Genomic DNA, 13313 nt, shown 5'->3' with positions numbered 1-13313 from the left:
TGCGCATCCTGTCACCGCGGCAAACCGCTCAACGGGGCCTGGCGAGGTCAGGGCCGCCGGAGATCCAGTACCCCGAGGGCGTCTGCCAGAGTGGGGACCTCGACCACGCGCAGGTTCCCGAGCTTGGGCACCCGGGCCGTGACGTCGCGCGAGCCGGTGGGGATGATGGCCAGTTCGAAGCCGAGCCGGCCCGCCTCTGCCAGACGACGCTCGGCACCGGGCACCCTGCGGAGGTCTCCGGCCAGGCCCACCTCGCCCAGGGCCAGGAGCCGTTTGGGGTAGTGCCTGTCCAGGGCGGCTGATGCGATGGCCACTGCCGCGGCGAGGTCTGCCGAAGGGTCTGTGACCCGGGCTCCGCCCACCGTCGAGGCGTAGACGTCGAACGCCGACAGCGGCAGCTTGACCTTGCGCTCGAGGACGGCCAGCACCATGGCGATGCGGGAGCCGTCGAGCCCGTGCGTGGTGCGGCGCGGCGACGACTGCGGCGAGGGGGCGATGAGCGCCTGGATCTCCGCCAGCAACGGACGCCGCCCTTCGAGCGTGACGGTGACGCAGGTGCCCGGCACCGGCTCGTTGTGGGCGGTGGTGAACAGCCCGGACGGGTCCGGCACCTCGACGATGCCGTTCTCGCTCATCTCGAAGCAGCCCACCTCGTCTGCGGGGCCGTAGCGGTTCTTCGTGGCCCGCACCATGCGGAAACCTGAATGGCGGTCCCCCTCGAAGGTAAGGACCACGTCCACCAGGTGCTCCAGCGTGCGGGGACCGGCGATGCCGCCGTCCTTCGTGACATGCCCGACGATGATCGCCGCCATGTTCTCGCGCTTGGCGACGCGGGCGATGGCGGCGGTGATCTCGCGGACCTGGCTGGGGCCGCCCGGCGCGCCGTCCGCGTCCGCGGCCGAGATGGTCTGCACCGAGTCCAGCACCAGCAGGGAGGGGCGCACCTGTTCCATGTGGCCCAGCACCGTGCCGAGGTCTGTCTCCGAGGCGAGGTACAGCTCGTCGTCGACGGCGCCTGTGCGCTCTGCGCGCAGCCGCACCTGGGACGCGGACTCCTCGCCGGAGATGTAGAGCGTCTTCTCCCCGGAGCGGGCCCACTTGGCGGCGACGTCGAGCAGGAGCGTGGACTTCCCGACGCCGGGCTCGCCCGCCAACAGGACGACCGCGCCGGGAACGAGGCCGTCACCCAGCACGCGGTCCAGTTCGGCGATGGTGGTCAGCTTGCGCTGGGCCGAATCTGTGGGCACCTGGGAAATGGGCACCGCCTGCTGCGTCGGCACGGAGGAGGCCACCGCACGCAGCCGTGGGGCCCCGCGCTCGACCACCGTGCCCCAGGCCTGGCATTCGCCGCAGCGGCCGACCCAGCGCACGGACGTCCAGCCGCACTCGGTGCAGTTGTAGGTGTCCTGTTTCTTCGCCACGCGCTTGAGCCTAGGTCACGGCGCAGACAAAGTGTGGATGAGCCGTCGTCGGTGGCCCCACGAAACTAGATGGTGACGGTGCCCTTGGAGGGGGTGTCGAACGTGACGGAGTTGAGGCCGGGGGTGCCGTTGGGCGACACCAGGTCGAGCTTGATGCCGTCGATCTGGTCCGCCACGTCCACGCCGAGCCATTCCGAGAGGCGGTCCGCCGAGCCCGAGATCTGCAGTTCCTTCAACACGCAGTCGCCGTGGAGAGCGGCGGGGCGCAGCGAATCGTCCGACTTCCACTCGAGGAAGTAGGGGAGCTGCGGATCGGCGATGAGCCCACGGATGCCGATCTGGACCCACTCCAGCCGGCGGCCGTCGGGGAACAGGCGCGAGCCCGGCACTGCGGAGCGGTCGAGGCGCTTCTCGTAGGGGGAGATGTCGTTGACGCTCAATACCCAGCCGAGCCAGCCGCCGCCCATTTCGGAGCGGGCGCGGACGGCTTGGCCGAAGGCGGCCTTGTCGGCTGCGGGGTGGTCGAGCACCTCGACCACCTCGATGTAGCGGGCGTCCGCCAAGGGGATGATGTGGTTGCGCGTACCGAAGCGGGGGTGGAAACCGCCATCCTTGTATTCGGTGCCCAGTGCGTCAGCCAGTCGCTCAGCCTCACCCTTGAGACCTGCGGGACCGGTTGCGAAGATCAAATGGTCGACGTGCATACCGACATTCTTCCCCTCGTGGGGGCGAAACGACTAATCGGGGCTTGCCGGGGGCCATCCGGGCGGTACCCGCCCTCGCAATCCTGCGGGGGTTCGAGCGGATCGGTGTGCGCGGTAGGGTGGCGATGTGACCCAGTCGAAGGTTCTCTTGTCGACCACTTCCGTGTACCCGGAAGCCTCCGCGAGCGCGTTCGAGCTGGCGGCAGCGCTCGGGTACGACGGCATCGAACTGATGGTCGGCGTCGACGCCCTGTCCACAGACATCGGGGCCGTCGAGAAACTGGCGAACTACCACGGCATGCCGGTGCTGTCGGTCCACGCGCCCACCCTGCTGATCACCCAGGGCACCTGGGGCTCCGACGCGTGGGGCAAACTCAAGCGCTCCGGTGAGGCGGTGCAGCACCTGGGTGGCGACATCGTCGTGGTGCACCCGCCCTTCCGCTGGCAGCGTGAGTACGGTGCCGGCTTCGTGGACGGCATCAAGCGGCTCAACGCCGAGGGGGACGTGAAGTTCTGCGTGGAGAACATGTTCCCCTGGCGCACGCCCGCAGGTCCGATGCAGACCTACCTGCCGGGTTGGGATCCCACGCCCTATGACTATGACCACCTGGCCTTGGACCTGTCCCATGCCTCCACCTCGCAGCGCCAGTCGATGGACTTCGTGCACGCCTGGGGTGACAGGCTGGCCAACGTGCACTTCACGGACGGTCGCGGGTCCTTCAAGGACGAACACCTCCTTCCCGGGGAGGGGGACCAGAACGCCTGGGGCGTCCTGGCTGAGATCGCGCGTACCGGGTACACGGGGCACATCGTGCTCGAGGTGTCGACGCGCCGGGCCCGCTCGCGCCACGAACGCGAGGACCTCTTGGGCGGGGCCCTGCAGACCGTGCGCGACACGCTCGCCAAGGCGCAGGCCGGGGCCCACTGATATGTCGCGGCTCCACAGCGCAGTGCGCTCCGTCATCCGGTCGCGGTGGGTTCAGGGCGCAGCCCTGAGCAGCGGCGTGGCCGAGGAATTCGCCAGCGCGTACGTGGTGCCTGCCGAGGCCGACGCCATCGCGGTGGCCCGCAAGCTGCAGAAGCAGGGCCTCGAGATCTCGTTGGCCTACCTGCCCACCAGCGACGACGAGTCGGAGTCCCCGGGCCGCATCCTGGAGACGCTCGAGCACCTGGGCGACCTTGCCCGGGGCGCCGAACTGTCGGTCAAGCCGTCGTCGCTCGGCCTGCGTGCCGACAGGGTGGCGGCAGCAGCAGTGCTGGACGGGTTGTGCCAGGCGGCAGATGACGCAGGGGCCCTGATCACGCTCGAGATGCAGGGGGCCGACGAGTACCAGCCCACGCTGGACCTCTGGCACCGGGCCAGGTTGGACCACGCCCTCCTCGGCATCACGTTGCCGGCCGATATCCGACGCGCCGAGCGTGATGTGGCCAAAGCTGCCGGTGCCGGCGCCGGTGCCGGTGCCCGCGTGCGGCTGTGCGTCGGTTCCTACCCCGTGCCACCGTCGATGGGTTACCGCAGGGAGCGCGACAAGCAGTTGGCCCTGGTGCGCTGCCTCCGCGTTGCCATGGAATCAGGTGCCTACGCCATGCTGGCCTCGCATGACCCCACGCTGATCGCCATCGCCCAGGATCTGGCGCGGCGCAACGCCATCCCCCGCGACGGGTTCGAATTCCAGATGTTCTACGGCGTGCGGCCGCTGGAGCAACGCCGCCTGGCGGACATCGGCTTCAGGTCGCGCACCTATGTCCCCTTCGGGCCGGGCTGGTTCGAGTACCTGACCACCCGCGTCGCCGCCCGTCCCCGCACAGCGTTCAGCTACCTGCGCGCGGTGGCCGACAAGAGTTGAGGCCATGACAGTCACGTCCGTTCCCCGCCCGGGGCTCCAGCGCCTGCGCACCGAGATCGTTGTGGTGCTGCTCATCTCCCTCGGCCAGTCGGCGGTCTACGCCCTGCTGTCGATCATCAACAAGCTCACCCGCCCGGAGCCGCTGGCGCAGCAGGTGACGCGGATGAACACGTCCACCACACCGGACCGGCCGTGGCTCGACCTCGCGTACCAGCTGGCCGGCCTCATCTTCCCGCTGATGCCCGTGGTGCTCGTCCTGTTCCTGCTGGCCGTGCACCACCGCCCGGCCGAGGGTCCCTGGCGCGTGATGGGTTTCGACCTCCGTAGACCAGGCTTCGACCTGGCGTGGGGGTTCGGCGTGTTCGCCGTCATCGGCGTCGCCGGCCTGGCCTTCTTCATCTTCGCCCTCCAGATCGGCATCAACACCCAGGTCCAACCGGCCAACCTCGCGGACAACTGGTGGACGGTGCCCATGCTGCTGGCCAGGGCGGTGATGAACGGTGTGCTCGAAGAGGTCGTGATGGTGGGCTACCTGTTCACCAGATGGGCCCAGCGGGGTGGCCAGATGTGGGTCATCCTCGTGGTGAGCGCCGTGATCAGGGGCGGCTACCACCTCTACCAGGGCTTCGGCGGCTTCATCGGCAACCTGGTGATGGGCCTGGTCTTCGGCTGGCTCTACCTGAAGATCAAGCGGGTCATGCCGCTGGTGGTCGTCCACACGCTGCTGGACATCGTCGCCTTCCTCGGTGCACCGCTGCTGCCCGTGGTGATGGGGTGGGTCGGGCTCTGATTAGCCTCTCTTCGCGGAGAGCGGACGTCGGACAACTCGGATGAGCGTTTGGGCGCCGCCTAGGAATTGTTCATCCAAAATTCGTACGGTTGCGGTCTGCGAGACGACGAGTGGGCGCTGACGCCCACCTGCGAAAGGCCGACGATGAATGCAGCCCCCACGAGCGCTCAGTGCTCCCTCCGAACGATATTGACAGGGTTGCTGAGCGTAGCCCTCGCGTTGGGGAGCCTCTCCCTCGTTCCCACATCGGCGACGGCAGCAACGACCCCGGCGGTGGGGCAGTGGGTCGACGTCAACTTCGGCCGGGTGAAGATCCAATCGGTCGCGCCCGACAAGGCAGAATATGCCGTGGGCGACGTCGTCACCCTTGAGTTCCGCATGGAGTCGAACGCTGCGGCACCGGCGCGGGACATCGTCGCCAGTTCCACCACGCTGGCCAACGCCACCAGCTGCAGCTGGCCCAATTCCAACTTCCCCGCGGGTACGGACGGCAAGTACACCTGCGCACTGACGGGAACGCCTGCCATCACCTACACGGTGACCGAAGCCGACGCCGCGGCAGGACAAGGGGCCTTCGACCTCACCTGGACGCAGTATCCCCTCGTCGGAGGTGTGCGCACCGGAGACCCGATCGTCACCACGCTGAACGGCACCCTCCCCGTCGCCAGGCCCGCCGCCCCCGAGGCGCCGGATCTCGCGGCCATCGCCGACGTGTCCGTCAACGTCGGCTCGCCGGTCTGGGTCACGCCCAGCGCCACCGGCACCGCCCCCATCGCCTACAGCGCCACCGGCCTCCCCGCGGGCGTCTCGATCAACGCCACCACGGGCGTCATCTCAGGCAACCCGGCCGCGGCCGTGGCCGCCGTCGTGACCGTCACGGCCACGAACTCCGTCGGCTCCGACACTGGCACCTTCACGCTCACCGTCAACGACACGCCGGCCGGAACCTGGGCGCCCGCTGACGGCCTGGCCGCAGGCCTCGAGCTGCACGACCTGGCCAACCGCGGCGAGAACGGCTGGCTCCGCTACCGCATCCCCGCGCTGTCGGTGGCCCCCAACGGCGACATCCTCGCCTTCTACGACGGCCGCCCCTCAATGGCCGACCTTCCCAGCAACATCACCATGCTGATGCGCCGCTCCACCGACGGCGGCGAGACGTGGGGCCCGCAGACGGTCGTCCGTCAGGACGCGGCCCCCAAGGGCTTCGGAGACCCGTCCGTCATCGTCGACCGCGAGACGAACCAGGTCTTCCTGTTCTACGCCGCGTCCATCAACCAGGGCTTCGCAGGCTCCGGTACAGGGGCGAGCCACGACGACCCGAACGTGCTGCACGCCGACTACTCCGTCTCCGCCGACAATGGCCTCACCTGGACCCACCACCGCATCACGGACCAGATCAAGGCCGGCAAGACCAACTGGGCAGGCATGTTCGCCGCCTCCGGCGAAGGCATCCAGCTGCGTCAGGGCGAGCACAAGGGCCGCCTCATCCAGCAGTACACGGTCAACATCCAGGGCACCGGCTTCAGCGCAGTGTCCGTCTACTCCGACGACCACGGCGCCACCTGGCAGGCGTCCGGGCCGGTCCCCGGCGCCGGTGCCGACGAGAACAAGTCGGTCGAGCTCGCCAACGGCGACGTGATGGTCAACACGCGCCGCGCCCCGCAGCGCGCCTACGCCATTTCCACGGACCAGGGTGAGACCTACGGCCCCTGGGTCAACGACTCGCAGCTGCCCGACCCGGCCAACAACGGCTCGATCATCCGCGCCTTCCCGGACGCCGCCCCGACGGACCCCAAGGCCCAGATCCTGCTGTTCTCCAACACCTCCAACAGCAACGTGCGCCGCAACCTCACGGTGCGGATGTCGTGCGACTCCGGTGCCACCTGGCCCGTCTCCAAGGTGGTCCAGTCCGGCGCCTCGGCCTACTCCACCCTCACCCCCCTGCCCGACGAAACCGGCGAGCTGGGCGCGGGCGGCTTTGGCCTCTTCTACGAGCGTGACGGGTACCGCCACCTCTCGTTCACGAAGTTCGACCTCGACTGGCTCGGTGGCGTCTGCGCCAAGCTCGCTGCCACCGCGCCGGCCATGACCGGTGGAGCCACCTCGCCGGTCACCGTCACCGTCACCAATCAGAGCGGCGCCCCCCTGGCGGCCGGCACCGTCAGCCCCGCCACCGCGGGCTGGGCCGCCGCACCCGTGGCCGTGCCGGCGCTCGACGCCGGGGCCTCGGCCCAGGTCACGCTCCAGCTCACCGCACCGGCCACAGCCGACGCCCGCAACCATCCCGTCAAGCTGACCTACACCAACCCTGTCGGCACCAGCGCGGTCGCGGTCGGCATCGCGGTCACGCAGGGCGCCGGCTTCACCGCGCAGCCGCGCTTCGAGATCCGTCCCGTGCTGGACGCGATCTACTCCAACGCGCCCGACGGCCTGCTCGGCGACCGGATCCAGCCGTGGGTCGAGGTGTACAACACCGGCAACGTCCCGCTGACGGGCATCGCCTTCAGCGCGCCGACCGGGGCGACGGTCTGCAACTTCTCGTCGCTGGCGCCCGGCTCCAGCTACGCCTGCAAGAACAACAGCCCCAGCCGCATCGTCACCGAAGCCGATCTTCTGGCGGGGGTGTGGTCCACGACCTACACCGCAGCCGCCACGGGCGCAGGTCAGACGGTCAACGCAACCGCGGACCTGTTCCCGGTGGACCTCCGCGAGATGCGCACCGGCCTCGACGCGCAGGTCTGGGTACCCACCGGCTCCTTCGCCACCTCGTCGCTGACCCGCGTGCCGCGCGTCGGTGCCGTGGGTGATCCCGCGTCGGGGCCGCTGAAGCTGCAGGTTCCCGCCAACAGCCGCGGCAGCGCCCAGCTCGCCGTCACCGCCGGCGTGGACCTGACCGGTGTCAAGGCCACCGTCGCAGGGGGCACCCTCCCGGCCGGCTCGGTGGAAGTGCGCTACGCCCGCTACATCCCCAACACCGACCAGCCGGGCACCGTCATCGCCGACCCGCTGGAGGTCAAGGAATCCGTCGACCTGCCCTCGAGCATGAACCAGCCCATCTGGCTCACGGTCCGGGTGCCCGCGGGCACCGTGGCAGGGACCTACACCACCTCGGTGACGGTCAGCTCCGACGCCGGCGAGATCGGCAGCTACCCGCTGGAAGTGGTGGTCCCTGACCTCCAGTTCCGTGACGTGGCCGAACGCCCGTTCGTCCTCGACCTGTGGCAGCACCCCGACACCGTCGCAGACCACCTGGGCCTCGAGCACTGGAGCGAGGAGCATTTCCAGGCCCTCGTCCCGTACTGGGAGGACATGGCTGAGGCCGGTCAGGACGTGCTGAACCTCGTCATCACCGAGGACCCCTGGCTCGTCGACCACCAGGGCACCATCCGCCCGCAGACCGCGTCGAACTACCGCTCCACCGTCGAGTGGCGCCACGACGGCACCGACTTCACCTTCGACTTCGGCGTCTTCGACCGCCTGGTCACCGACGCGAAGGCCGCCGGCATCGCCCACCGGATCCACGCGTTCACCATGCTGCAGTTCCAGAGCCGCGACAGGCTCTTCTACCTCGACACCACCACCAACGAGTGGGTCGACGAACCGGTCACGGTGGGCAGCACGCGCTACAACGAGGCGTGGGGCGACTTCCTCTCTGCCTTCGAGACGCACCTGAAGGCCAAGGGCTGGTGGGAGGACACCTCCCTGGCGTTCGACGAGCAGACCCTCACGCGCATGAACGCCATGTTCGCCGTGCTCGAGTCGGTCAACCCCGAGTGGAGCGACAAGATCGCGCTCGCGGCCAACTCCCTGGCCGAGGCCGACATCGCCGACTACATCTCGTTCAACCTGTCCTTCCTCGGTTCGGTGTCGCAGCAGCTGATCGACTCCCGCCGGGCCGCCGGCGAACCCACCCTCTTCTACACCTGGGCCGAACCCGCCAACCCGAACACCATCACGGCCACCCGGCCGGTCAACGTGCGCGTACTGCCCTGGGTGGTCGAGCAGCGTGACCTCGACGGTTACCTCCGCTGGACCTACAACTCGTGGCCGGCATCCGTCTACGAGAACCCCACGTTCCGCTACGCGCAGGGCGACGAGTACCTCGTCTACCCCGGGGCCGACGGCCCGGTGACCTCCATCCGTTGGGAACTGTTCAAGGACGGCCAGGAGGACGCCGAACTGCTCGACCTCGCCAAAGCAGAACTCGGTTCGCAGCACGCCGCAGTGGCGGCCGCCCTCGCGCAGCCGATCAACTCGGCGGACACGCAGGCCGCCCGCTCGGGGCTGGTCGCCAAGCGCGACGCGGTCATCGACGCGCTGGCCAACGCCGAGGTGGTGGCGAGCTCGCTCATCACCGCCGACAAGCTGTCGGTCCAGCAGGTCGGTGACGCCGCGACGCTGAGCGTCGAGGTGCGCAACCGCACCGACGCGCCGCACGACGTGACGCTGGGCGCCGAGGGCAACGAGGTCTTCCTCGGGAGCCCCGTCACGGTCTCGGTCCCGGCCGGTGGCACCGTCACGGTGCAACTGCCCCTCAACGCCGGTGACCGCACCGGATGGGACGAGTTCACCGCGAAGCTCACCTACGGCGACGTCCTGCTGGCCTCCCGGGCCTTCGACCTGATCGCCGGGGGGACCTATCTCTCCGACATGGAATGGGTCTCGTCCACGAACGGGTGGGGACCGGTGGAGCGGGACTCCGCCAACGGTGAGGACGCTGGCGGCGACGGCGGTGCCATCACGTTGTCGGGCCGCACCTATGCCAAGGGCATCGGCGCCCACGCCGCCTCCCGCGTCGTGATCGACCTGCCCGCCGACTGCACGCTGCTGGAGTTCAACTACGGCATCGACGACCGCATGCGTACCAATTCCGCGGCCAACGTGACCGCTACCGTCGAAGACGGAAGCGGAACTCAGCTGTGGACCTCGGGTGTGGTGACCGCAGCGTCGGGCACCAAGCGCGCCACCGTCGACGTCACCGGCGTGAACCGCATCCAGCTCGTGCTGAACCCCAACGGTCACAACGGTCAGGACCACTTCGACTGGGCCAACGCCTGGGTCGGGTGCGCCCCGCCCGTCGTGCCCGATACGGACGGACCCGTGGTGGACGCCATCGTGGCCCCGGCCGACGCCCAGGTGGGCAAGGCGCTGAGCATCGCCGTCACGGCGACCGACGCGTCGACGCCGCTGACCTACGCCGCCACCGGCCTGCCGGCCGGCGTGACGATCAACGCCACCACCGGCGTGATCACGGGCACCCCGACGGCGGACGGCACGTTCAGCGTCACGGTGACGGTCACCGATGCCAAGGGCAACGCGACGGACTCGACGTTCACCCTCGTGGTGGCGAAGAAGGCGGCCCCCACGGTGTCGCCGAGTCCGTCGCCTTCGGTGTCGCCGAGCCCGTCGAAGTCGCCGACTGCCAGGCCGACGACCACGCCGACCAAGCCGGGGGGCGGGCTCGTGCGCACAGCGCCGTACACGCTGCCGGGCAGGCATGACGTCAACGGTCGTCAGTGGTTCACGCAGTGCGAGTCGTATTCGCAGACGGAGCGGTGCCGCACGGAAATCTGGGCCACGGTGGTCAAGGTCGAGGACGGCACGTTCGTCCGCGAGTCGGGGTGGGCGTTCAACAACCTGACGTACCTGCCGTACATGACTCGTCAGGCGTGGAAGGGCAACCCGCTCGGCCAAGCCGGCGAGTTCACGTCGGCCGGTCGGCAGTGGAAGACGGAATGCGACACTGCCGCCACCGGTCGGGGCGCGTGCCGCTCCTACACGATGACGACGGTGTACGCGGCCACTGCGAAGCCTGCGGGTGGGTATACCTTCTCGCAGAGCAACGAGTGGGTGTTCAACAACATCGTGATGTTCGGAGGACCCGAGTAGCTGAAACGGAACCCCGGCCTTCCAGGCAGCCAGCTTGGAAGGCCGGGGTTCTTCGCGCCATCCCCTCCGCTCCTCTGCCGGGTTTGTTGCCGTCCTCGGCTCCAAACCCGGCACTGAAACCGGGCGGCCGTGTTCAATGCTGGCTTTGATTCCAAGGACGGGTTCAAACCCAGCACTTGTGTGACCTGAAGTCCGCCCTGGCGTCCACAGCGGCTCGACGACCAGGGCGACGTCGGCGTCGGCGGTTACAATGCGCCCATGCGTGTTGGAATTTTCGGTGCCACTGGGCAGGTCGGCGGAGTTCTTCGTACCCTGCTCGAGGAGCGCAACTATCCCGTCGATGAGATCCGTTACTTCGCCTCCGAGCGGTCCGCCGGCCGGACGCTGCCCTGGAAGGGCGAGGAGATCATCGTCGAGGACATGGCGAAGGCAGATTTCGCCGGTCTGGATGTTGCCCTGTTCTCCGCGGGAGGCTCCACCTCCAAGGCGTACGCCGAGAAGGTCGCCGCAGCGGGCGCCACCGTCGTCGACAACTCGAGCGCCTGGCGCCTCGACGAGCGCGTGCCGTTGATCGTCTCCGAGGTGAACCCGGAGGACGTCGACAAGGCCGAACTCGGCATCATCGCCAACCCCAACTGCACCACCATGGCGGCCATGCCGGTGCTCAAGGCCCTCCACGACGCGGCGGGCCTCGCCGCGCTGCAGGTGACCACGTTCCAGGCCGTCTCCGGCTCCGGCGTCGCCGGGGTGGAGGCGCTCGCAGGCCAACTCGGCCAGATCGAGGACCCCACCGTGCTCGCGCACGACGGCTCGCAGTTCCAGCCCACCAGCACCGGCCCGTACGTCGCCCCCATCGCGTTCAACGTGGTGGCGTTGGCGGGCAACCTCGTCGACGACGGTGAGGGCGAGACGGACGAGGAGAAGAAGCTGCGCAACGAGTCGCGCAAGATCCTCCATCTCCCTGACCTGCTCGTCGCCGGCACCTGCGTGCGGGTGCCCGTCTTCACCGGTCACTCGCTCAGCGTCCACGCCCGTTTCGACCGCGACATCACCCCGGACGAGGCGCGCGCCGTGCTGGCGGAAGCCGCCGGTGTCGAACTCTCCGACGTGCCCACGCCGCTGGCCGCCGCGGGCGGCGACACCTCGCTGGTGGGCCGCATCCGTCAGGACCGCAGCATCGAGGGCGACAAGGGCCTCGTGCTGTTCATCAGCAACGACAACCTGCGCAAGGGTGCCGCGCTGAACACCATCCAGATCGCAGAACTGCTCGTCAAATGATCGCGGTCATCGGCGCCGGGGCCATGGGGGAGGCCCTCATCGCCGGCTGGCTGGCTTCTGGCATCCCCAGCTCCGACATCGTGATCGTCGACGCCTACGAGCCGCGCGTGCAGGAGCTCGAGGAGCGCCACGGCGTCACCGGGGTGTCGCTCGCGAAGGCTGCGCAGGCCGACACCGTCGTCCTGGCGGTCAAACCCCACCAGATCGACGGCATCCTGAAGGTGCTGAAGGACGACCTGGCAGGGGAGAGCCTTGTGGTCTCCATCGCCGCCGGCGTGACCCTCGCAGCGCTGGAGAGCGCCGTGCCGGGGCGCGCAGTCATCCGCGTCATGCCGAACACACCCGCGCTGGTGGGCAAGGGGATGGCCGGTGTCGTCCGCGGCAACCAGGCCACCGTGGAGCACGTCGAGCGGGTCCGTGGGCTCCTCGACGCCGTGGGCCGCGCCGTCGTGATCGACGAGAAGCAGTTGGACGCGCTGACCGCATTGTCGGGCTCCGGTCCCGCCTACCTCTTCTATGTCGCCGAGGCCATGATCGAAGGCGGGGTGCACCAGGGGCTCACCCGCGCGGAGGCCACCGAGCTGGTGACGCAGACGTTCGTCGGATCGGCCGCAATGCTGGCTGAAACCGGCAAGTCGGCCACCCAACTGCGTGAGATGGTCACGTCGCCGGCAGGCACCACAGCAGCCGCCCTGCGCTCGCTCGACGACCACGGCGTGCGCGCCGCGTTCCTCGACGCCATCGAGGCGTGCCGCACCCGCGGCATCGAGATGGGCAAGAGCTAGTCACTGACCGTGCCCGCGCGGGAGCGGGATTGGTTGAACCTGCCCGGTGCAGGTTAAGATTGAGAGTCTGACCGTCCGCAGGACAGTCGATACGTCCGTAGTACAACCCCGGCTAGAAAGGCACACAGTGGGTTCTGTCATCAAGAAGCGCCGTAAGCGCATGTCGAAGAAGAAGCACCGCAAGCTGCTGAAGCGCACTCGTATTCAGCGTCGCCGCGCCGGTAAGTAGTGACTCCACCCTCCCGGGTACTGCTGTTGACCCGCGACGGTTGCCACCTCTGTGTGGAAGCCGAAGCTGTCATCCGCAGAACCTGTGAGGATATGGGAGTGGGCTGGCGCGTCATTGATGTCGACACCCACGAACATCTTCGGGCGCGGTTTACAGACCACGTCCCGGTGACCTTCGTGGATCAGGAGCTGCACGGCTACTGGTTCGTCGACGAGAAGGCGTTGCGTGCAGCGCTGGTTACCAGCGCGCCTCAGCTCACCTCCGCAGACTGGACCCCCTGAAGGCCTAAGAACGGAAAATCCTCGACGTGACCAGCTCCTTGGAACCAACCTCCCCGGCCTCCCCGCCGGAGTTTGAACCAACTGGAGGT

10 protein-coding genes are annotated in these 13313 nt (G+C 68.7%); 8 read left to right on the top strand and 2 right to left on the bottom strand.

The window, feature by feature from the left end; genetic code table 11:
• Positions 1-47 precede the first annotated feature (47 nt).
• Positions 48-1421: a DNA repair protein RadA gene (gene radA / locus ACZK4S_RS02370; RefSeq protein ID WP_076061883.1), complete on the bottom strand. Its 1374-nt coding sequence runs from the start codon at positions 1419-1421 to the stop codon at positions 48-50.
• Between the two features lie 65 nt (positions 1422-1486).
• A complete protein-coding gene (locus ACZK4S_RS02365) occupies positions 1487-2125 on the bottom strand; it encodes a VOC family protein (RefSeq protein WP_463643235.1) in 639 nt (212 codons plus the stop codon).
• Positions 2126-2252: 127 nt separating this feature from the next.
• Here ACZK4S_RS02365 and ACZK4S_RS02360 point away from each other — a divergent pair, with 127 nt between their 5' ends.
• From ACZK4S_RS02360 to ACZK4S_RS02325, 8 genes are all read left to right on the top strand, one after another.
• Positions 2253-3053 carry a sugar phosphate isomerase/epimerase family protein gene (locus tag ACZK4S_RS02360; RefSeq protein ID WP_463643234.1) on the top strand — a complete coding sequence of 267 codons (801 nt, stop codon included), beginning with the start codon at positions 2253-2255 and terminating at the stop codon, positions 3051-3053.
• Position 3054: 1 nt separating this feature from the next.
• On the top strand, positions 3055-3972 hold the full coding sequence (locus ACZK4S_RS02355) for a proline dehydrogenase family protein (RefSeq protein WP_463643233.1): 918 nt from the start codon (positions 3055-3057) through the stop codon (positions 3970-3972).
• 4 nt (positions 3973-3976) lie between these two features.
• Positions 3977-4762 carry a CPBP family intramembrane glutamic endopeptidase gene (locus tag ACZK4S_RS02350; protein WP_463643232.1) on the top strand — a complete coding sequence of 262 codons (786 nt, stop codon included), beginning with the start codon at positions 3977-3979 and terminating at the stop codon, positions 4760-4762.
• A gap of 273 nt (positions 4763-5035) precedes the next feature.
• The gene (locus ACZK4S_RS02345; protein WP_463643231.1) at positions 5036-10651 is read left to right on the top strand and encodes a glycoside hydrolase domain-containing protein; all 5616 of its coding nucleotides are present in this window, start codon (positions 5036-5038) and stop codon (positions 10649-10651) included.
• Between the two features lie 258 nt (positions 10652-10909).
• On the top strand, positions 10910-11929 hold the full coding sequence (locus ACZK4S_RS02340) for an aspartate-semialdehyde dehydrogenase (protein ID WP_076061895.1): 1020 nt from the start codon (positions 10910-10912) through the stop codon (positions 11927-11929).
• Positions 11926-12714, top strand: coding sequence for a pyrroline-5-carboxylate reductase (gene proC / locus ACZK4S_RS02335; RefSeq protein WP_076061897.1), 789 nt, complete (start codon positions 11926-11928; stop codon positions 12712-12714). The genes ACZK4S_RS02340 and proC overlap by 4 nt, the downstream gene beginning before the upstream one ends.
• 127 nt (positions 12715-12841) lie before the next feature.
• A complete protein-coding gene (locus ACZK4S_RS02330) occupies positions 12842-12943 on the top strand; it encodes a 30S ribosomal protein bS22 (protein WP_074436903.1) in 102 nt (33 codons plus the stop codon).
• On the top strand, positions 12943-13224 hold the full coding sequence (locus ACZK4S_RS02325) for a glutaredoxin family protein (protein ID WP_076061899.1): 282 nt from the start codon (positions 12943-12945) through the stop codon (positions 13222-13224). Before ACZK4S_RS02330 ends, ACZK4S_RS02325 begins: the two co-directional genes overlap by 1 nt.
• Positions 13225-13313: the final 89 nt, after the last annotated feature.

It is taken from the genome of Tessaracoccus zhenghani (assembly GCF_055326325.1).
Note: the sequence above shows the minus strand (reverse complement) of the source record. Positions and strands in the feature narration are given on the sequence as shown.